18 protein-coding genes are annotated in these 20482 nt (G+C 41.3%); 9 read left to right on the top strand and 9 right to left on the bottom strand.

Going from position 1 to position 20482, the window contains the following annotated elements; translation table 11 throughout:
* Positions 1-5: 5 nt before the first annotated feature.
* The 3 genes from VUI23_RS15905 to VUI23_RS15895 all read right to left on the bottom strand — a co-directional run bounded on the left by VUI23_RS15905 (position 6) and on the right by VUI23_RS15895 (position 4719).
* Positions 6-1259 carry a restriction endonuclease subunit S gene (locus VUI23_RS15905; RefSeq protein WP_342804978.1) on the bottom strand — a complete coding sequence of 418 codons (1254 nt, stop codon included), beginning with the start codon at positions 1257-1259 and terminating at the stop codon, positions 6-8.
* Complete coding sequence (locus VUI23_RS15900; protein ID WP_342804977.1) at positions 1256-3724, bottom strand: type I restriction-modification system subunit M; 2469 nt, start codon at positions 3722-3724, stop codon at positions 1256-1258. The genes VUI23_RS15905 and VUI23_RS15900 overlap by 4 nt, the downstream gene beginning before the upstream one ends.
* Before the next feature lie 107 nt (positions 3725-3831).
* Complete coding sequence (locus tag VUI23_RS15895) at positions 3832-4719, bottom strand: WYL domain-containing protein (RefSeq protein WP_342804976.1); 888 nt, start codon at positions 4717-4719, stop codon at positions 3832-3834.
* A 142-nt stretch (positions 4720-4861) separates the two neighbouring features.
* Between VUI23_RS15895 and VUI23_RS15890 the strand changes: the two genes are divergently transcribed.
* Genes VUI23_RS15890 through VUI23_RS15860 form a run of 7 tightly spaced genes read left to right on the top strand, consistent with a single transcriptional unit; the run spans position 4862 to position 10732 of the window.
* Positions 4862-5035, top strand: a complete 174-nt coding sequence (locus tag VUI23_RS15890; protein ID WP_342804975.1) for a hypothetical protein — start codon at positions 4862-4864, stop codon at positions 5033-5035.
* A 1-nt stretch (position 5036) separates the two neighbouring features.
* Positions 5037-5417 carry a metal-dependent hydrolase gene (locus VUI23_RS15885; protein ID WP_008843044.1) on the top strand — a complete coding sequence of 127 codons (381 nt, stop codon included), beginning with the start codon at positions 5037-5039 and terminating at the stop codon, positions 5415-5417.
* Between the two features lie 16 nt (positions 5418-5433).
* The gene (locus VUI23_RS15880) at positions 5434-6465 is read left to right on the top strand and encodes a nucleotidyltransferase (protein ID WP_342804974.1); all 1032 of its coding nucleotides are present in this window, start codon (positions 5434-5436) and stop codon (positions 6463-6465) included.
* Between the two features lies 1 nt (position 6466).
* Positions 6467-8194 (top strand): ThiF family adenylyltransferase, encoded by a 1728-nt coding sequence (locus tag VUI23_RS15875; RefSeq protein ID WP_342804973.1) that lies wholly within the window; start codon positions 6467-6469, stop codon positions 8192-8194.
* Complete coding sequence (locus tag VUI23_RS15870; protein ID WP_342804972.1) at positions 8178-8663, top strand: Mov34/MPN/PAD-1 family protein; 486 nt, start codon at positions 8178-8180, stop codon at positions 8661-8663. Before VUI23_RS15875 ends, VUI23_RS15870 begins: the two co-directional genes overlap by 17 nt.
* Positions 8656-10218 carry an SAVED domain-containing protein gene (locus VUI23_RS15865; RefSeq protein WP_342804971.1) on the top strand — a complete coding sequence of 521 codons (1563 nt, stop codon included), beginning with the start codon at positions 8656-8658 and terminating at the stop codon, positions 10216-10218. The genes VUI23_RS15870 and VUI23_RS15865 overlap by 8 nt, the downstream gene beginning before the upstream one ends.
* Before the next feature lie 46 nt (positions 10219-10264).
* Positions 10265-10732, top strand: coding sequence for a hypothetical protein (locus VUI23_RS15860; protein WP_342804970.1), 468 nt, complete (start codon positions 10265-10267; stop codon positions 10730-10732).
* Positions 10733-10866: 134 nt separating this feature from the next.
* Here VUI23_RS15860 and VUI23_RS15855 read toward each other — a convergent pair whose 3' ends face one another.
* The 3 genes from VUI23_RS15855 to VUI23_RS15845 form a co-directional block, all read right to left on the bottom strand.
* On the bottom strand, positions 10867-12078 hold the full coding sequence (locus VUI23_RS15855) for a hypothetical protein (protein WP_342804969.1): 1212 nt from the start codon (positions 12076-12078) through the stop codon (positions 10867-10869).
* A 201-nt stretch (positions 12079-12279) separates the two neighbouring features.
* Entirely contained in the window at positions 12280-12759 is a 480-nt protein-coding gene (locus VUI23_RS15850) for a hypothetical protein (protein ID WP_216047178.1), read from the bottom strand.
* Positions 12760-12761: 2 nt separating this feature from the next.
* Entirely contained in the window at positions 12762-13880 is a 1119-nt protein-coding gene (locus tag VUI23_RS15845) for a hypothetical protein (RefSeq protein ID WP_342804968.1), read from the bottom strand.
* A gap of 874 nt (positions 13881-14754) precedes the next feature.
* On the opposite strand from VUI23_RS15845, the gene VUI23_RS15840 reads away from it, so the two are divergent.
* Entirely contained in the window at positions 14755-16026 is a 1272-nt protein-coding gene (locus tag VUI23_RS15840) for a serine hydrolase (RefSeq protein ID WP_342804967.1), read from the top strand.
* Positions 16027-16400: 374 nt separating this feature from the next.
* Positions 16401-16853, top strand: coding sequence for a serine hydrolase (locus VUI23_RS15835; protein ID WP_342804966.1), 453 nt, complete (start codon positions 16401-16403; stop codon positions 16851-16853).
* A 174-nt stretch (positions 16854-17027) separates the two neighbouring features.
* On the opposite strand, the gene VUI23_RS15830 is transcribed toward VUI23_RS15835, so the two are convergent.
* The 3 genes from VUI23_RS15830 to VUI23_RS15820 all read right to left on the bottom strand — a co-directional run bounded on the left by VUI23_RS15830 (position 17028) and on the right by VUI23_RS15820 (position 20148).
* Entirely contained in the window at positions 17028-17528 is a 501-nt protein-coding gene (locus VUI23_RS15830; protein ID WP_342804965.1) for a hypothetical protein, read from the bottom strand.
* A gap of 14 nt (positions 17529-17542) precedes the next feature.
* On the bottom strand, positions 17543-18421 hold the full coding sequence (locus VUI23_RS15825) for a hypothetical protein (RefSeq protein WP_342804964.1): 879 nt from the start codon (positions 18419-18421) through the stop codon (positions 17543-17545).
* Positions 18422-19140: 719 nt separating this feature from the next.
* A complete protein-coding gene (locus VUI23_RS15820; protein WP_303502354.1) occupies positions 19141-20148 on the bottom strand; it encodes an adenosine deaminase in 1008 nt (335 codons plus the stop codon).
* Positions 20149-20482 lie beyond the last annotated feature (334 nt).

Genomic DNA, 20482 nt, shown 5'->3' with positions numbered 1-20482 from the left:
GCAAATCAAAATGGTAACCTTGTGCGGCCTGTGAGTAGTTCTTGCATCATGCCTTGTTTGATTTGGCGGGTTTTCTTTAGGCGCTGTTCAAGGGTTTGGATTTCGTTATCCATATCCGAGAGAATGGTGGCTATAGCGGTTTGCTCTTCTTTACTAGGAAAAGAAGCTGTAACGCTCTCGATGGTTGAAGCGTTTAGACTAGGAACACCAGAAGCCTCATTGTATTGCATCCAATCAATCATACAGAACTTGTAAAATATAAATTTGGGTTCAGCATTAGGTGCGATTTCCGAATAAAATAAAGTGTCTACAGTCCAGAATGGATTATCAGCATATCTTGGTTTGTTTATTGTACCTTTTCGTCCAATAAGTACCGAAGGCTTATCATATAGGGGAGTATTGGTAGTTCCCATTTTTCCACCAGTACCAAAGATCGGATAAAGTCCATCAACTACTTGTACAGCTTTTTGATCTTTGCCATGTCTAATACACATAACTTGTCCAAAAGCTTTTACATCCCAATCCTCAGGGATTTCGCCTAGTTCACTGGGTTTGGTGCCTTTGGGTTGGTCTTGCTTTTCACCTTCGGTGTGGGTAGCGAATTGCGGTAAACGGGTTTTGCCTGTTAGCAGTTGCTGCATAGTGGCGGTTTTAATCGCTTGTTTTTTGGCAATTAGATTTTCTAATTCAGTTAATAGAGCATCGACATCGGATAAAGCATTGGCAATGGCGGTTTGTTCTTCACTATTACTTGGGCAAGGTATACGATAATTTTGTAAAGCAGCTAAGGGCACTCGTCTGTGTCCAGCGCTTCCAACCATTTCTCCTTCTAAGTCTTGCCTTAAACTATTTCTAGTAGTCCAAAAATATATAAACTTAGAGTCCGACTTTTCTTTCGCTCTCAGTACATGAAACTCTGTACTACCGAAACCTACTTCAGTATTTATTTCATGCGTATAACATCCTTTTCCATTTTCAAAACATGGCGTAATTTTAGCTACTAAAACGTCATTTTTTTCGAAATATGTAAATCCTGTCTTTACTTGTTCGTATATTCTATTCTTAGGACTAGTTAACTGAGCTGACTCACTAACATCCTGCATTCCAATAAAAGTTATGCAATCATTTGGTTTTAGTTGTTTTCTTGTAATTGACTGCTGGAATAGATCGCCAAAATTGACACTTTCCCACTCAACAGGAATAACTCCAACATCCGTTTGTTGATATCCTTTCGGAACTTCTCGTTCAATCACACTCATAGCGACCACTCCAAGCCCATTGCTTTTAGATGATCTGCCACTTTGTCGCTCAAGTCTTCAACCGATTTGGTTAGTGTCGGTAATGGTTTGCTGTAGCGCTCTTCCAGTTCTTTTACGCGATTTGCCATATGTTGAGTAACACGTTCTATTTCTGCAATGATGCTCGCTTGCAGTGTAGCTAACCATTTATCATCGACAATCAGAGTTTTGATTTCATCGATAGAAAGTTTGGGGTATTGGTTAAACACTGCTAAATCGAGTTTTTCTTGCGCTTCTTTTACGGCTTTTTTGGCTGCGGCATCTGCGTTAAATAACTTAGAGGCATGCATTAAAGCTTTCAATTCTTCAGAATTGGCTACTAGTTTAGTTCGTGCTAAGACACTGGCTTTGGTGATCTTGTCTTTATCGTTCATTGCATCAGCCAATAAACCGTCTTCAGCACCATGTTCTTCTAAGTAGGCTTCAAGAGCTAGAGTGGCTTCGTCTTGCTTGGCTTGCTGCGCATCCACATGTGTTTGTTCAGCGGCAAAGTAACGCGCCACTATCAGGCTTGGTGGAATAAGCTCAGCTTTGTACTTTTTCTTATTAATGATTAAGTCAGGCGTTTCTTTGAGTTTTTCGCCCTTTTTCGCCACTAACTCACGTAAGATGTTTCCTGCTTGCCAATCGTCTTGCGCCAATACATAAACATCGTCTTGCATGGTATCTGCCCAATAATCCATTAAGATTTGGTAAATGTCGTATTTACTGAGCAGGTCGCTATTGGCATAGGCGTTAAGTAAGCTTTCAGAAATATTAAAAATGAAGCTTTTCGGATTATCGCCTACCTTGATTTCTTTCAACTTAGCCTGTGGTATCCATTGTTTAAATGGCAATAAGCTGCGGCTGGCAAAGTCTTTAAATTCTTGATGGGCAAGAATGCTGCTTTTAACCTTGCTTGCTTCAATCATGCCGTGGCTGTAGCCATCACGGGCGGGTTTAAACAGTGTGGCGCGAATGCTTGGGAATACCTGCCAGTAGTGCTCTAGAGCATCAATATCACGGTTTGGAATGCCACCTTGCAAATGGGCGCTCAAATCGTGCAAATCTTCTGGCTCTGACGAGTCGATATAGCGCGGAATATTGAGGTTGTAATCGTTAGCAGCAACGACATCCAGCGGCACTAAACGGCTAAATCCATCTAACACTATACCTTTGTTAAACACATCCACAATTTTATGAATGTCTTGGCTACGTAAGCGGTTCTTATTGCCATCTTTGATAAAGCCTTTACTGGCATCAATCATAAAGATAGGGCGGCCTGTAACTGTTGGCAGGTTGTCATCACCTTCATTAAAGTTAGTCACTGCCTGTTGTGCGTGCTCTTTATCAATCACAATAATACAAGCAGGAATGCCTGTGCCGTAAAACAAGTTAGCAGGTAAACCAATAATGCCTTTAATGTAACCTTGCTTGATGAGATTTTCACGAATGGTGGCCTCAGCATTGCCACGAAATAACACACCATGAGGCAAGATAACCGCGCCTTTACCTGTGCTTTTTAAGCTTTTGATAATGTGCAATAAGAAGGTGTAATCACCGTTTTTTTCTGGTGGAATACCCCAAGTAAAGCGGTTGTATAAATCGTTTTCTGGGGTTAAGCCACTAGTCCAATTTTTATTTGAAAAAGGTGGGTTAGCTACTGCAAAATCAAAGGTTTTTAATTGGTTGGCCGCATCTTTCCATTGCGGATCTGACAAGGTATTACCTTTCCAGATTTTGGCGGTGGCGTTGTTATGCAATATCATATTCATACGGGCTAATGCACTAGTGGCGTTATCCATTTCCTGCCCAAAAATAGATAAACCACGCGGGGCTTCATCGCTGGCTTTTAGCAATAGTGAACCCGACCCGCACGCACAGTCATACACAGTTGCGTCCTGTGGAGTGTCCTCTGTTATCCCCACAACCTTGGCTAGAATTTGTGATACTTCAGATGGCGTATAGAACTGCCCCTTTGATTTACCTGATTCGGTAGCAAAGTGACGCATAAGATATTCATATGCATCACCTAATAAATCATCACCCGCAGCGCGGTTGGCAGTTAAATCTAAACCTTGAAAAATACCCACCAGTTTAGTCAGGCGGTCGATCATTTCTTTGCCTTTACCTAACTTGTCTTCATCGTTAAAGTCGGCAACGTCAATCACACCTTTAAGATCATTTTCTTCGGCTAAGGCCGCGATAATTTTATTAATCTTATCGCCAATTTCTTTATCGCCTTTCGCGGCAACCATATCGTCATAACTAGCACCTTTTGGCACTACAATCATGCCGTAAGGGTCACCTTTGAACTTGTCTGAAACGTACTTCATAAACAACATAGTAAGCACGTAATCTTTATATTGGCTGGCATCCATCCCGCCACGCAGCTCATCACAGCTAGCCCAAAGGGATGAATAGAGTTCTGTTTTTTTAATTGCCATGGTATTCCTTTAAGTTCCTTTTGTAAGAACAATGCTGTTGAATTGCCCCATACAATTTATGCAGAAAGGGCCAACAGGCAGTTCTAAAATGTTTGTTGTTATTTTTGTTATTGGTATTCAGACAGTCCGGGTGCTAGTGAGCGACTTTCGACGTTGTACAAGGTTTGGTGATTACATAGCCACAATTGATAGTGAAAACCCTCAAGGCTGTGATCTTCCGTACAGTCCACATTCCAATGTCTTAGCCAGTAACCGGCTACGGCAGCTCTGACAGTTAATTTTAGCTTGCCACCTTCCATGTTAAAGTCATGTGATATGGTATCCGGCTGTCTAACATTTCGTTTATTTGGATGTGGAACTAATTCTAATTCAACCATTCTATTCCATTGATGATCTGAAAGCTTCATTTCACCTTTAACTGGATTGTCGTGATCGATTTCTACAGAAACAAACCTTGTTAATACATATGATCTATATTCTTTTTTAGAAGGATCAAATGCTCTTAAGTACCAATGGATTCCATTGTCAAATATAGCTAATGGATACAGCAGCTTATTCGACTTACCACTTACTAATGCCTTATAAGTTACCTTAAGTGCTCTTGAAGATGAGATTGCACGAGTAACGCTAGATAGCACATCTACGTCAGGGTAAGCCAGTCGTGGGGGATTAAGTACGCCATTAAATTCTGATAGGCCCAGCGACTCTGCAACTTTTGAGGTACGCAGTTTCGAAAGGGCACGTTGAATAGAAAATGCAAACAACGGCTTAAATTTGTTTTCACATATTTCATATTTTTTTGTTTTCTGATTTAGGGCAAGGTTTTGTTCTGCATGCTCTCGGTAAAGACGTATGTCTCTTGTTGCTGCGGCTTCTCCTAGTTCAAACCTTTCTGTCAGATCAGAACGAGAAACCCAGCCTCTGAATCGCAACATAAACTCGATGTACTCCAGTCTATCATGCACATTTTTTGGAACTTCATTGATATCTTTCATGTGCCATCCATTTTTTTACTTTTATGTTAATAATATAAACTACTTATAATCACTTTACATCATCAATATGATGATGTATAAATATCATAAGTATCGCATATTGCGATCTTTTAATTTTATAAACAACTAATAGGAGGCCCTCATGGCTACCAATGGAAAATCAGGTGATAACCGTCGGCATGGTGCCGTGCGGGGTCGCTCACAAACTAAAACCCCTTCTGGTCACTATGTTAAACGTGACTCCGATACGGGCAGGTTTTTAGACGTGAAAACGTCCGATAAGACTCCTTTTAAAGGCGTAAGGAAGGAGAAGTAGTATGGCTAACGGCAGAACTCATAGCTTGGCGGGTGGGTTAACAGGCCTCGCGGTCGGGCTAGCTAATCCTGAGTTAATAGATAAAGATCCCAAATTATTATTAACCGCGCCCATTGTTGGAACACTTTTTGGAAAGTTACCTGATATTTTAGAGCCCGCGTTTAAAAATCCTCATCATAGACAGTTTTTCCATAGCCTAGCTTTTGTAGGATTAGTGGGATACGGCACAAAGAGAGTGTATGACTGGGATCCTGAGGACAATTTAGAGAAAGTAGTTCGGCTACTTTTATTGTGCGCCAGCGCAGGATATTTAAGTCATTTAGTGCTTGATGCCGTTACTCCCAGAAGTTTGCCTTTAGTAGGTAAGCTTAAAAGTTCTTAGCAAAAGGTAGTTTAATATGTCGATACAGAATAGGTTTTCAAAATTTCACGACAAAATAAAGCTAGGTAGAGAGGACGATGCTTACCGAGAAGCCAGAGCCAAGGACAATAGCATATTGGATGAGATTAAGGCCGAATTTAGAAGTGCGGGCTATCCAATAATCGAAACTTTTATTCAGGGATCACTGAGTACATATACAGGAATAAAGCATCCAGTAGACGACTTTGATATTGACAGAGCCGTAGTGATTGACGCCGACAATGCTCCCGATAACCCAGTTGAGCTAAAAAAGCTTGTATTGAAGGTACTTGAGAAGCGTGGATTTAAAAACGCAAGGGTTAAAAAGCCTTGTGTCACTGCCGACTACATTAACCTAAGTCTGCATATCGACATTGTTGTGTACAGGAAAGGTGGTGAGCAGTATGAGTTGGCAGTCGGTAAGTTAAACTCGAATGAACAAAATCGAGAATGGTCACCCTCAGAACCTAAAAAGCTGATCGAGCACATTAACAATAGTAGCCTGTTTATTGGCTCAGCGGACCTTAAAATAAAGCAATTCAAGCGGTTGGTTAGATATTTTAAGCGATGGCGTGATGAGAAGTTCGGGCAGGCTATTGGCAAGAAGGTTTTTTCAATCGGATTAACCTTAATGCTGAAAGAGCAGTTTCGTCCTGCGATAGATAACAACGGTAAGGTCGATGATCTTCAATCACTGCGCGACACCGTCGGGGCAATTATGGCCAGTAATTATTTTCATTGGGCCGGTGACAATAAATATAAGGTCAACGTTTATTTACCTGTGCAGCCATATATAAATGTGTTCGAAAACAGCAGTATTGATACAGGCACTCAGCTCTATAACAAATTTAAGTTATTGCTCACAAAGCTTGATCAAGCTTTAGAGGAAGATTCACTGAAGAAGCAATGTGAAATATTACAAGGACTATTTGGTAATGATTTCGAAGTTCCCGAAAAAGAGCAAAGTGACAATGCTGGAAAAGTAGCATATAGCAACGCCGGTGTGGTTGGAACGTCGCAAGGAGCGTAGTTTGCAAAGTAAAATCAAGCAGCATCTTACGCGGATTGGGTATGACTGCATTGTGAGTGACATAGGTGGATTCCCTCGGCTCGTTGTCAACGTAACTATTGCAGAGTCCGAAATCCAGTTGATGCTGGCGGCTGAGCCTCCTTTTCATAGCCTTCCAGAGTTTGTATTGATTGACGCTGACTCTTTTGGCAGGCTAGCTCACGTTACTGTATACCAGTATTCTGGTGCAATATTTGGCGCTGTTTGTGTTAATGATCCTGATTCCCTATCAATAAATTTCGAGCAACCACAATTAGTTGTCGAAGAGTCCCTTAAACGGCATGTGGCACTGTTAGAGATGTGCTTAACAAATCCCGATTGGAATAATAAGGAGTTGCTTCGTGAGTTCTATAGTGACTGGCTAAGAAAATGTCGGCAGGATGATTCTAAACCGTTACTGGCGAATATTGAAAAGCCCATATTGCAAAGGCTGGCAGTATACGCACCTTTAAGCGACAAAGAGTTTGGCATCGAAAGTCATTATATGGTGCACCCTGCTGATAATTCCTTTTCTGGAATCAGCGATATTCACTTGTCTATGGTGAAGGGAAATAGGGAAGCCGCAGGTATAGCATTAGTCATTCCTATCCATAAGCTCACTCCAGCACCGTCTCGATTTGACTCTCTTGAGCAATGGTACATTGATACCATCACAGCATTACCAACAACAATCAGAAATGAATTACAGCAAAAGTTTGGCCAATGGCGTGATACTACTTATTGGATAGTTTTTACAGCTAATACAGTCAATGATGATCGTACATGGTTTGCCCTAAAGCTTGTTTGCAAATCAAAGAAAGCGCTACCTCTAACGGGTGAAAAGCTAAAAGACTGGACACTGGCAGCCTTACCCATCCGGTTATTTAATCAAGAAAGTACGGTACAACGAGGCGGTGGACGATTGTCTCTTTCAGATAAAAAGGTGGCAGTAATAGGCGTCGGTTCTGTCGGATGCGAAATTGCGCACAAGTTGTCAGCTGCTGGTGTCAAATCTTTAACTCTGGTAGATCCGGACATATATGAAATCAATAATTTGTATCGCCATGTTTTAGAGCAAGGCTGGGTCGGTGCACCTAAATCATTTGCCCTAAGTGTGGCTATTCAGAGGCAGTTTCCTTGGTCTAACGCAACATGGTATCCAGATGATCTAATGAAATTTGCGCGGAACCAAAATATGGAAAGTTATGATTTGCTTGTCATTGCTATTGGTAATCCGACGCAGGAGCGATTGTTTAAGCAATATTTATTAGATACCAACACAGACGTGGCGGTAATCAATAGTTGGTTGGAGGGATTTGGGATTGGTGGCCATGCGGTATTAGATGTTTCTGAGTCAAAAGGGTGCCTGCTGTGTTCTTATGTCTGCCCAGAATCTGGTGCCCGGGGGTTAGTTTCAAACATGAACTTTATAGAACCAAACCAAGTGACTATGAAAAGTATCGCTGGATGCGGTGAACAATTTATTTCTTATGGTGCTGCAAGTTCAGCTCAGACTGGTGTAATGACGGCTAATCTAGCGATTAGATATTTGGAAGGTAAGCAAACGGAATCATGCAAAACAAGCTGGAAAGGTGATGACGATGATGCGGTAAATGAAGGTATCAAGTTAACTCATCGTTTCTACAATTTTAAGCATTCGCTTGAATATTTGCCGCTTACTGATGAGGACTGCGATGTTTGTTCTCAATAGCGAAATGGCGACCAATGGTAAAACAAAGGTTCATGTACCTTTGGAGTTGCTCAACATTTGGCGAGATAACCGTCAATTAGACAAAGATTCGCATGAAGCATTTGGGGCGTTAATTGGCTCTCAGTCTGAATGTGCCTCCGAATTCTGGTTGGACACATGCACGTTACCCCAGAAGCAGGATTCTGCAACTAGAACAAGTTTTAATTTGCGAGCGTCACACCATCAACGTGTTGTTGATTCTTATTTCAAAAGCTCTAAAGGTACATTGGGATATGTTGGAACATGGCACACACATCCACAACACACACCTATACCGTCGAATGTTGATATTTCTGATTGGTGTGAATGCATCAAGCGTAATCCAGACCGAAGACTCCTTTTTGTGATTATTGGCCAAGTAAATATGTGCATCTTTAGGGAAGTTGAAGGGATTTTTGAGTGTGTTTATAAGGAAGAAATAGATGAGTAATAAAACTTTGATTTTTCATCAGGCCTGTTTTTATCCATTGGAGTCGGTTTCCAAGCTTACGGAGTTCTTACATAGCTTCAATGTTGACGGCAGTGAGATGCATGTTGGGTTGCTTACTGACGAACATGTAATGAACCAAGTGTATGTAATGTATTCAGATAAGATCAAAGCCAGCTTCCGGCTTAACCTACCTGATGATGAAATGGTAAAGGCTCTGAATTTAATTGCTACAAAAGGTGATATTGAACTAAGGCATCTACAGGGGAGAAGTTTGACTCGGGCAAATCTCAGCTCTATTGATGCGCTTTTCAGTGTGTGGGATGCGTGCAACAGTCAGTCTTCAAATATATCAGTTGCAGACTTGATAGATTATATCACCAGAAGTACAGCAAACAGGTTTAACAAAGGACGGGGAAACGATTTCACAACACCTACAGTCAACCAAGTCAAGCGTGATAGCCATGGCTATTGTATGTTTGAGGGTTGTGGAGAAAAACTAGATATTGATTCCCTTACTGGTGAATCAGGCAACTACTCTTACTTGGCACACAATGTTGCTTCCTCAGAGTCTGGTCCTCGGGGTATCATCTATTTGTCAGAGCAGCTATCAGATACACCAAGTAATGTTCTCCTGTTATGTGATAAACACCACAGATTAATCGATAGAGTTGCTTGTGCAAATTATCCTGCAACCAGACTGACTCAAATGCGGTCTGAATTTCAAATTAATACAGAGAAATTGCTTGAAGGGCTTAGCTACCATCCCATCCCGGTTTTCTCTGTACTGTGGCCTGTCGGGGGGCATGTTGTTTCCCCCCCAGAAATGAAGGATATCGCAGGATGTTTATCTCGTTTAAAAGCTCGCATCAAGGGAACGCTGAACAATTTAAGTGGTAATGAACGTCGATATATCTCAAAGCCAGAGCGATTTGTGGAAGATATGGATGAAATCGTGTCCGATGAAGCTAAGGATATTATCAATCAATCAAAGGATTTCGGGTATCGCGCAGCTCTATTCGCATTCGGGCCCATGCCTGCATTAGTCGGGTTGGGAGCTAGCCTAGGTAACAAGTCTGAAATTACACCAATGCTAAGATATCGAGATGGTAACAACTGGCTTTGGCCCCAGAGTGCAAAGATAGAGAAGCCTTATGAAATAAACGGTCTTAGCGATATGGTGCAGTCGACAGACGTTACATTAACTGTAGCTCTTACCAATTTTCCTGACGCTATGAAGGTTGCTGCTGATAATCTGGCACACCCTGAAATATCTATTATTGCAAAGCAAATGGGGAACGCTGCAATACCTCATCCTGAGAATGGGCAGGAGCTAAAAGCAGAGCTGCACTCACTACTCCAAACATTACGTGACAAATATAAAGTCGAGCGAGTACATTTGTTAATTTGCGCCTCAAACGCTGCCTGCGTATTCGTAGGGCAAGCATTTGATTTATATCAGCCAGAAATGGTGGTTTATGATTTTAATGGCAAAGAGATGATGCCAGTAATCGTCATTTCTCAAAAAAAGAATAAGGTTCATTTGTCATTGCCTTAAGAAAAATTTTAGAAATGACATGTAAAGTAGGAGATAAGAAGTATTCATGATTGAATTGGACGAGCATTATCTGTATGAGGTGGACGAAGGTACTGTTGTCATTAAGTTCCATCCTAAACTCAGTGACAAGCGAATAATAGTAACTCTGGAATCAGGTTTACCGGAAGAGTTGAGTCCTTCGAATGCGTTTTGTTCGGGCAGAATTGTTCGCGTCTCTCATACCGTGACACATTTCAAGTTGAAAAGTGATGGTAGTATTGACATTGATGATTTCATTGTTCCTGTTTCTTTGAGAAAAAAAGGACTAGGGGAGTTTATCTTGAAAAAAGCAATATCTGCTTTTAATGTTTCCCCAACAACCAGTTTCTCTGGAATGCTCTCTATTGTGGATATCCCCAAGAAGTCGACTCAGTTTTGGTTAAAAGTTTTAGACACAGATGAGGGGAGGCTTGAACCGGCTACAGAGGACAAAGATGGCTTTTTTCTTGCGCCTTTAAAAGATTTCAATCAATAACCATTAGGGTATCCTAGGAAGTAAAGCTATGTCATGCTGATGGCATAGTTTGTTTTTGACATTTTCTGATGAAACAAGTCTTTAAAATAAGTTATCCGACAGGCGTTTAATAGTAGCTCGTTGGTATCCCTTTCTTATTTTTGTTCTTGAGCCAGAATTTTGCTGAAGTATTTGTACAAAACTGTATCGTCCGGTGGTGTGTTTCTTTTCTCGAAGAAGTCATTGAGATTGTTATCTGAGCTTGCCCACCTGACGATATTACTCGTTACCGACTCTATTAGCTCAGGAGCAAAACTTACGTAGCCTACCGGAAGCGAAATATTTCTTTCATCCGTCATTGGTAGGTGGAGCAGGCAAGCAACCATGATATTAGGTAAGAGTAATACTTCACAGTTTTCCCCACCGAATTGCTTTTCGCAGCCGATCAGAGCTGGGGCAATATCTCGATTTCGGTAAACTTTCCGTTGCTCAATGGCTTCGCTGACACTCGAGCATGGAAGAGCTAAAACCGCTTTGGAAGTTTTCTTCCTGTTATCAAATAGTGAGGTTATCGATTCTAGTAATGCACCGAACTCTGAGGTGCGCCCCCACGTTGAATTGTCGCCTTTTGAAAGCCAGATTAGTCCGCTCGACTTTGGCTTTTTCGGGAATATTTCTTTTAACTTCTCAGTAAGAGCTTGAGAATTGAAGTCTGAATACAGGTTACCGACAATGAGTTGTGTATCTTTTGAATGATGAGCCATTCCATCAGCATAATGCTTAAGAAGCAACTCAATATTGAAACTATTGGTTTTGTCGTTCCAGTACTGCGTTAATATCGGATCATCGGTAGCGCTTATATAATCGCTAAAATCTCTAGTGACATCACTATAGGGCTTAGTATTGATTGCTGAATCCATATAGTTAAACAGTGATTTGTTGATGTCCCATTCGTCAAGATTTGAGTCTTCATATGCAGTTTGCAACACATCTGGCGCATCAGTATCGATGTAGTACTCGACTGGAATCGGGATCCAGAGGTCATACTTACCGTTTACATGGTTGATCTTGTATAACTCTTCTCTTTCAGAATAGATATCTTCACCTTTAACAACTTCTCGAAAATGCTCAAAATTACTGTCAAATGCAGACATTGCTTTGTCATTTAGCTTTGAATAGCATTCATCGGGTAAAGGTAGAGATATGGAGGTGCTGTTAATCCCACTGCGTTGCACTGTCTTCGGCAGCATTCTGAATTCGCTAAGTTCGAAGAATACGTTATCGATTTTATCAACCACCTCGAAAAAGCGTGGGAGCATATTACCTTCTACTTCTTCAAAGTTTTCTAATGCATGAGCCGTGTGCAAAGGTCTAATTATTCAAAGCACTTTGTTGGAGGCATGATACCTAAAACCAACTACGCAAAAATCAAGAAGTACTCAGCCGAATATAAACTATAATGCGTTGAGTTAATCACTGTTCAAGGGTATCCATGCCCCTATGCTTCTTGAGTATATTGATTTCATCCCTCATAAATCCAAGTAAAAAATAATTATATTAAAATTGTACTATTTTTTGCCGTGCTCTCGTCTTTCTCTTTCACGGTCTCGCTCTTGCTGCCTTTGTCGCTCACGTTCCCTTTCCAACTGGCGTTCGGTTTCACGTTGTCTCTCACGCGCCCGCTCCCGTTCTGCGGCCAATTCGGCGTCAGTTTTTCGTTCACCACGAAGCCAAGGACGTTTATGTTGTTCTTCAAATTCCGAATCAACACGAATTTTATTTTCTTCAACCCAACGATATAAGTTCTCATTCGAAAAAACATAGTTAGCGATAGGTTCGTCTGCAAGCGGACCATTATACCTGCCAGCTTCTGTTTCTAATGGGGGGCTATACGTACCATCATTATATTCAATATAGATCACGTAACGGTAAGAGCCAGATCGCTCAGTGCGAATTGTTCCGATAGCGGGAGTTGCAGGGTCTTCATACATAAATTTAAATCCTGCTTGAATTAACATTTGTTCCGCTTCTTCAAATGGTATTGCCATATCTAACGCTCCCTAGTTGGAATTTTTGTATCTGCTTTAGCTAAGGGTACTTTTATTGTTCGCTCCCATTTAAATGTAGATTGAGTATAGTGTTTATCAGCTTCACGCAGCGGAGGATACTTAATTTTTTGTTTTCCATTAAGATCACGAGCCGGCGCGTTCGGTCCAAATATATCTGCTGGCAAAAACACTGGCGCACCGGGGTCGGTAATATAGAATTGTTGGTTCATCATCGGAGTCAGATCGCGACTGAATAAAGTGGCAATAGTGACTTCAATGGTTACTACAAATTCAAGTTCATCTGAAATATCTGGTAACTCCCAAATCCCTTGACATGCTAGCGGCATATCGGAGGTTGCGCGCTGAGGTAGTTTTGCATTTACCGGAGCACTAGTATAATCGTCGTACTCTATTCCCCCACTTAACATAGACATTCGAATACTGTGTTTGGTGGCAAATTCATTTGAATCTGAGCGCACCATGTAGTCGCTTAATTCCATGGAGTTACTATGCGAATAATCTGCGGATATTGCACCACCGGCGGTAGCATCTGTTCCAAACATTCCTAGGTTAAACGAATAGCTAACAGAGCTAGATGTTGACGTACTTCCCCTTTGAGTATCGGTCAATGGGGCGTGAGTTACTAGTCTAGCTTTATCACTGTCCTTGAACTGCATTGAGACGTCAATTTTTTCGATAAAAGGCCTAGTTAAATGAAACCAATTCGGAAGATCTTCGCCGCGTCTTCCAGTTTTTTCCTGAACTCCCCACAAAATTTCTATTTGGTCACCGGCAGTTGGATTGCTATTATTCATAGCCTCTCCGGTTGCTGAAGGTTGGCCAGGAACTACTCTTGTGCCGTCGGTTTCACAGGTAAATACTTTTATAGGTGACCCTAATTGTCCTGGAGCGATTAAAGGAGTAAAGCGCCAAAGCTGGCATTTCAGATCAAACAATACTATTGGTGTGAGTTTGAAGTTGGCAATATGTTTACGAGTTAATTGATCGTCGGAAACTACTGTAAGTTCTTTATTATATACGTGACTTTCAATGGGATCTGTTGGCATTGCACCGACCCACTTATAACTATAATAGGACGCATCATTAGAAGGGAGGCTCATTACACTTCCTTGTTGAACAAAAAATGAACACTAAGGTTAGTATAAATTTTGGGCCTAAACAACGTAATTATTAATTCAATTTCGTAAAGCGTGGGATTTAAAATAATTAAATAGAAAGAGTCTATCAATCGTAAGCGGCGAGAAAAGACTGAGTTATAAATATCAACTAGGCAGCGAACTATAAAACCTTAGACAGTAACTAGAGGATATTAAGCGCCGTAATTAACATGAACCGAATTAACATGGACAGCCACAAACTAAACTCTTAGCGAATTAACATGGACAGCCATAAAATAGACTATGAGAAAAATAGAGTCACCTATGCTTTAGTATTCTTAATTAATGGAGTGAATGATGCCACTGCCAAGGAAACGACTAATCAGTCTCTTAGATACCCCATATTATCATTGCGTATCCCGCTGTGTTCGACCGGCTTTTTGTGATCTGCGAGGTCAGATCCGTTGAACACAACTTATATGGACAGTCATCTTAATTTGAGTCCAAAGTTTCGTTCTTGTGGGCTGTGTTTATTCGGTTCTAATGCCAATTTCACTAGTGCGAACATTGTGACTCTGCTTTAAAAGGTTGCCTTGCCTGCACGTCATTTTCAGACACTTAATAAGTCAACTATGTTGAGAGGATTGCTTAGCTATGAGGGTGGGTAATCATGATGGCTTTTGCGGTATTAACATGGCTGTCCAATTAAATGCTTTTTATCTGCTCTGGTCGCGCAAATTTTTAGTCACGAAACAATATTTCACTCAATTTAAACCTGCACAGCAAACAAGCCAGCAAGCACAAAGCTCAAAAAGTAGCACCTGTTGCATAGAATAGTGTTGTCAACTACTCTTAATCTTAAAAAAGGGGATACACCGTGAAGACACACTTTTTGAAAAATGCCTTTAAAAGAATACGTTTGTTGACAATTGGTGGCTTGGCGTTTTTGACGGTGGCTTGCGTTGCTTCTAAAAACGAAGACGCCGCCCCAGTTAGCACTTCCGAAAACGTTCCAGATATTTCATGGCCGCAGGAAGAATGGGAATACTCTTCCCTCGCAGCGGAAGGTTTCAATCCCGAGCCCGTTAATCAGTTCATCGAAGATCTGGTAGCCGGAGAATACGGCCGGGTTGATCATTTTCTACTCATACGACACGGCCGCATCGTCGCCGAAAAAAAGATCGAGCGGGACTATGCCGCGTTGGCGTCTAGCCTTGATCCAGATGAGCGATTAACGCCAAACTTTAGCAATCCAATCTATAATTACGATAATCCTGAACTGCATCCTTATTATCAGGGAACCGATCTGCATACTGTCCAGTCAGTCACGAAAAGCATTAATTCCGCTGCATTTGGTATCGCTGTCGACGAAGGATTTATCGAAGGAACCGATACACTGGCTTTGTCCTTTTTAAATGACTATGTATTCGATAAGTCTGACCCGCGCAAAGCGCGAATTACGATTGGTGATCTCCTGACCATGCGTAGCGGTATCGCGTGGGATGATGAGAATGGTTTCGGCTCTGAAACCGACAGTACTTACGCCCTTGAAAACTCCGAGGATTGGATTCAGTTCATCCTTGACCAACCTATGTATGCAGAGCCCGGCACAGTCTTCCAATATAATGATGGGGTGAGCGTTCTTCTCGGAAAAATCCTGCACGAAGCGACTGGTCAACGCGTCGATGCTTGGGCGAAGGAAAAACTCTTCAGCCCAATTGGTATCGATAATTTTCATTGGAAAATCACGCCCGATAACGAGGCCGATACTGAAGGTGGACTTTACCTGACAGCACATGACATGGCGCGGATTGGCTATCTCTACTTGCGAAATGGGTTATGGGACGGCGAGAGAGTCATATCTGAAGAATGGGTTCGCAGTTCTGTAACACCTTATAATGCGGATGCCTCGAGCAAGGCGAGCGATAATTCCACTGAATACGGCTATCAATGGTGGATACCTAATCAGACAAACGGAAGCACAACGGTTTTCGGAGGGTATGGACTTGGGGGACAGCGGATCATGGTATTCCCTGAATACGACATCGTTGCTGTGTTTCAGGGGTGGGACCCTGTCGCCGAGTATTGGAAAGCCAGTTACGCCTTCCAAACGATTGTATTGCCAGCGTCTCTCAAAAAAAACGAATAGATTGAAAGACTACCAAGTGGGGATAAAGCTGATTTTCTATATGGCTGCGATCGGCGTGTCTCCTGATACAACAATAAAGATTACAAGTAGCTTGCAACGAATTACACAGAATTACATGGACCGTCACAAACGAGACTATGAAGAGCTGCGGGGTCAGGTTCGTAGAAAAAAACTTGTTATGGACAGTCATATTAATTTGAGGCTAAAGCCTCGTTCTCGCGTAAGCACTAATATCAAAAAATTGGTTTCTTCTATGGTGTTTTGCCGTGCTAACTTAGTGGACAGACTCATTAAATAACTACAGTGGAAGTTCCGCGTATGACTTTGAAAATGCCGATATCTGGAGCCAATTTGTGCTCAGCTAGCCAATGGAAATGGAACCTGGAAAGTTGTTTGAGTATAACAATGGGGCAAGCGCTCTTCTAGGTAAAATCTTTGGCGTAGCAACGGGAAAAAGATTGTGTAAATGGGCCGCGGAAAAGCTATTCGGACCTATTGGTATCGCGTCTTATCATTGGAATATTATGCCAGATAAAGAAGTCGACCGCTTGGGATGGCTTTATCTCTCAGCTCATGATCTAGCGCGGGTTGGACTTATGATGTTGCGCAATAGCAAGTGGAAAAGTATTGTAAGTGAGAATTGTGTTCGCCAAACAACAACGAGACATGTGGTTGATACTTCACCAGGTAACGGTGAAAGTAATAGGGGGTATGGATATCGGTGGACACCTGGAAATGTAAAGGCTGTACCCTTTTGCTTTTTCTGCCTATGGTTTTGGTGGTCCGCGTCTCACAGTAATTCCCTCACTCGATACCATCATCTATGAATGTTAATTGCACAAATCTTGGATTTTACAAGGCATATAAGTTAACGGCAGGGGCAGGTTTAACTCTACAGTTTGGTGATTATAAAAATGCTTGGAAAGGTCACTTTTAGCAGCGGATTTTCACTTTCCAACTATTTGAAAATAGGCCAGCGCAGTCTGGCCTATATGGTGAGGCTAAATTTTCGTTTCGAAAATTTGTTTTCCGTCTTTCACCCGTTTTATGGTAATCGTCGAAGCATCGATTGTTTGGCCATCTTTGTAAAGGGGGATTACTAGATCCCAAGCCACATCAACGCCCAGAGAGACATAATGATAAGGAGCTTCGCTTTGATCATCGTTTTCTACTTCTAAATAACCTGGATCATTAACAAAAAATGTATTTTTCGGGTTGTTGTCAATGATCACCTGCCAGTCTCCCATCTGTCGCGTAAAGACTTTGGGAGCAACGGATTTGATAATTCGTGAACGCACTAGTTCTGCATTGACCGCTTCACCTTTGTCATATTTTAAGTTGATATTTAAAATCGCTATGCGTTGGTAATTTGCAGGCTTTGCCATCGGTTTATGCTGTTTTGCGGGTTCAAATTTAGGTGTTTCGATTGGCATCTGGCTAATCGTTTGCGCTAATGGCGAGGTACTCAATAAAGCCGTTAAAATCAGTAATAGATATCTCATGTTATATTCCTTTATTAGGGACGATTCCAATTATTTGGTGCAAAGATTGCGGGGGTTCCTGTTGAACTTGAGCTAGCATGTGGAAACGAAAGATAAGCCGCTTCCATGATCACCCAGTCAGCTGGACCAAATTCCCAAACTGTATTTCCCCCTGATAACATAATTGCATTGGTCGTGATATTGCCTTCTGAACGCCACCAGTCGTTCCCATCTCTATCTGAAACGAAACTTGTACAGTTTCTCCAAGCCGCGTTGATTGGATCATTTTCACATGCAGTCTCAGTTGCATACAGAATAGGTACGTTAGTACTGTAATTTGAATCACAGCAATATTCGTCGGGCAGGGCAAACACTGCGTGTGAAGTTTCATGAACAATAGTTCCATAGCTTGTCGGCTCTGCAGTAGCGAGGCCGGATTCTGGGTTAGCACAATCGCGTAAGTTATTGCTGTGTATCAATATAGTCGCATCGGCAAAAGCGCCGTCTGAACTAATAGAGCTAGGCCATGTCACTGAAGGACAACGAAAATTCCCTTCTTCATCGGGCTCGTTTTCTACGACACTTCCAGATTCGAGAGTGTAATAATAATTGAAGCGCCCTAGATTGAAATAATACGCTTGGTTTTGCCAGTAGCTATTTTCAATCGCATTGGTTAGGTCATCTACAAAGGCTTGACGATTGGCCAATTCAGCTAGATCACCATAGGATGCATCGGGAACAAATAGTATATTGAACGCGTCATCCATATCTGGTTGAATGACAAATAATTCATAAATACTAGAACCCGAAATTGGATCGTCATCTTCTGATACGTCGACGTTTAGAGTGCACGCTGACAGCCCAAGTAATAGCAGCGCGTATGGAAATAACTTTATATATTGAATAAATTTCATAACTTCTCCCTGTTATATTTCTTAACTATTGGATACGGATAGACTTCAACCGTAATATAAGTAGATAAAAATCATCTCCTTATTTGGAATAGTGTAGTTCATATCGTCCAAATAGCTCATTTTTTGTACAGTTTTGGTGAGGTTTATACTCCGGCAAATTTTTCAGCCGTTTCCAAAAAGTGCAATATTCCTTAAGTTGACCAGATAACCAGAGCGCCAGAAGGTATGGCTCCAGCCAATGGCAGACCACAATCAAAAGTGAATCCATGGGGGATCAATATCTACAAGAATTATTGTTCTGAGGTTTTTACTGAGTTCGTAAAGCAAAACGTAGATGGGGTTAGACGAAACGTCCACGAATCATGTTTTTGGATAGGAACTATCAAAGGAGTAATCAGGAAGGAATAATCAGGACACCCACGTTAAATCATAGGAAATTAAAACACCTATAACCGCGCATTCATGGGTGTCTTGTTAAAATCTAAAGCAGCACAAAATAATCAGGACACCCACGTTAAATCATAGGAAATTAAAACACCTATAACCACGTATTCATGGGAGTCTTGTTAAAATCTAAAGCAGCACAAAATAATCAGGACACCCACGTTAAATCATAGGAAATTAAAACACCTATAACCACGTATTCATGGGTGTCTTGTTAAAATCTAAAGCAGCACAATCTAATTGAAATATAGATAGCCTGTTTTCTTTACGAAGACTTAAGAGCTAGTTACCACATAATCTTTTATGCTCGATAGATACTGTTGTTTCTCGGTTTCTGGCAACCAAGCTATGCGAAATGAATTTTCCACAAGGGTTTGTAGGTCCTGCTTATCAAAATCTCCCTCTTTTTGTAGTTCGATAAAATTTTCATTTAAGTAAGCTCGGAAGTAAGCTGGGTCGTCAGAATTTATCGTTACCATTATTTGCTCGTCTAACATGGTTCTAATTTCTTTTGCGGTAAGTGATTGCACCACAAACCTATTAGACACAGGACAAACCGTTAATCCAATTTTGCTATCGCGCAATTTAGCAACCAGTGAAGCGTCTTCTAGAGAGTTAACACCATGGTCAATGCGGTCAACCTTGATATCATCTAAACATTGTCCAATATGCGTGAGCGTGTTTTTTTGATTCACATCACAATGCATGGTTAGCTTAAGTCCTAGCTCTCTTGCTTTTTTAAATACTTGTTTGAATTTTATGGGGGGATTGTCGCGTTCATTCGAATCAAGTCCCACGCCCACTAAATAGGATAAATAAGGCTCTGCCATTGACAGATGCTCCATGGCAGACTCGGCAGACAATTCACGCAAAAAACACATGATTAACTGACTTTTTATACCGAGTTTTTGTTCAGCGTCAACTTGCGCTTTATGTATGCCGTTGATCACAATTGAAAAGTCGATGCCACGGGATGTATGCGCCTGCGGGTCAAAAAATAATTCGGCGTATACAATATTCTGATTACTTGCCTTAGTTAAATATGCCATGGTTAAATCGTAAAAATCGGACTCTGCCACAAGCACATTCATACCCGCATAGTATATTTCTAGAAACGATGGGAGATCGGTGAAGTCATATGCTTCAACCAATGCTTCGGGGGTTTTATAGGGTAGTGGAATACCGTTTTTCTTCGCCAATGCGAAACTAAGCTCTGGCTCTAAAGTGCCTTCCAAATGAACATGTAGCTCGGCTTTTGGGATGTTATCGATAAATGCTTGCATAATTTTGCTCTCAGTAATTCAATTTCGAGCAATATGAGCAAGTTTTATTCCTTTTTCACATCTAAACTTTTGTCAGCCTAAAAGCAGTGTTTAATCGAGTTTTGGTGCTAGGGACTACATATCTATTCGCACCGACATGAAAATTTAAAAAAGTCTGCACTAAAAAGTGGCAATCATGCTCTTGGATTGGCGACCTTTGTTTTGAGAAGGGATTATCAAAATTATTAAAAAAATTATAAAATTATTAAGACACCCATGTTAACGAGTATTTATTTTAAGTTCTCGGCAATCAAAAATAATCAGGACACCCACCTTAATAAGCAAGCATATAATC

The organism is Alteromonas sp. M12 (genome assembly GCF_037478005.1).
GTDB lineage: Bacteria > Pseudomonadota > Gammaproteobacteria > Enterobacterales > Alteromonadaceae > Aliiglaciecola > Aliiglaciecola lipolytica_A.
Note: the sequence above shows the minus strand (reverse complement) of the source record. Positions and strands in the feature narration are given on the sequence as shown.

Bases quoted from the DNA above. Each gene is read 5' to 3' on its own strand.
- VUI23_RS15905 (WP_342804978.1), bottom strand. From the start codon at position 1,259: ATGAGTGTGATTGAACGAGAAGTTCCGAAAGGATATCAACAAACGGAT.
- VUI23_RS15900 (WP_342804977.1), bottom strand. From the start codon at position 3,724: ATGGCAATTAAAAAAACAGAACTCTATTCATCCCTTTGGGCTAGCTGT.
- VUI23_RS15895 (WP_342804976.1), bottom strand. From the start codon at position 4,719: ATGAAAGATATCAATGAAGTTCCAAAAAATGTGCATGATAGACTGGAG.
- VUI23_RS15890 (WP_342804975.1), top strand. From the start codon at position 4,862: ATGGCTACCAATGGAAAATCAGGTGATAACCGTCGGCATGGTGCCGTG.
- VUI23_RS15885 (WP_008843044.1), top strand. From the start codon at position 5,037: ATGGCTAACGGCAGAACTCATAGCTTGGCGGGTGGGTTAACAGGCCTC.
- VUI23_RS15880 (WP_342804974.1), top strand. From the start codon at position 5,434: ATGTCGATACAGAATAGGTTTTCAAAATTTCACGACAAAATAAAGCTA.
- VUI23_RS15870 (WP_342804972.1), top strand. From the start codon at position 8,178: ATGTTTGTTCTCAATAGCGAAATGGCGACCAATGGTAAAACAAAGGTT.
- VUI23_RS15865 (WP_342804971.1), top strand. From the start codon at position 8,656: ATGAGTAATAAAACTTTGATTTTTCATCAGGCCTGTTTTTATCCATTG.
- VUI23_RS15860 (WP_342804970.1), top strand. From the start codon at position 10,265: ATGATTGAATTGGACGAGCATTATCTGTATGAGGTGGACGAAGGTACT.
- VUI23_RS15850 (WP_216047178.1), bottom strand. From the start codon at position 12,759: ATGGCAATACCATTTGAAGAAGCGGAACAAATGTTAATTCAAGCAGGA.
- VUI23_RS15845 (WP_342804968.1), bottom strand. From the start codon at position 13,880: ATGAGCCTCCCTTCTAATGATGCGTCCTATTATAGTTATAAGTGGGTC.
- VUI23_RS15835 (WP_342804966.1), top strand. From the start codon at position 16,401: ATGGAACCTGGAAAGTTGTTTGAGTATAACAATGGGGCAAGCGCTCTT.
- VUI23_RS15830 (WP_342804965.1), bottom strand. From the start codon at position 17,528: ATGAGATATCTATTACTGATTTTAACGGCTTTATTGAGTACCTCGCCA.
- VUI23_RS15825 (WP_342804964.1), bottom strand. From the start codon at position 18,421: ATGAAATTTATTCAATATATAAAGTTATTTCCATACGCGCTGCTATTA.
- VUI23_RS15820 (WP_303502354.1), bottom strand. From the start codon at position 20,148: ATGCAAGCATTTATCGATAACATCCCAAAAGCCGAGCTACATGTTCAT.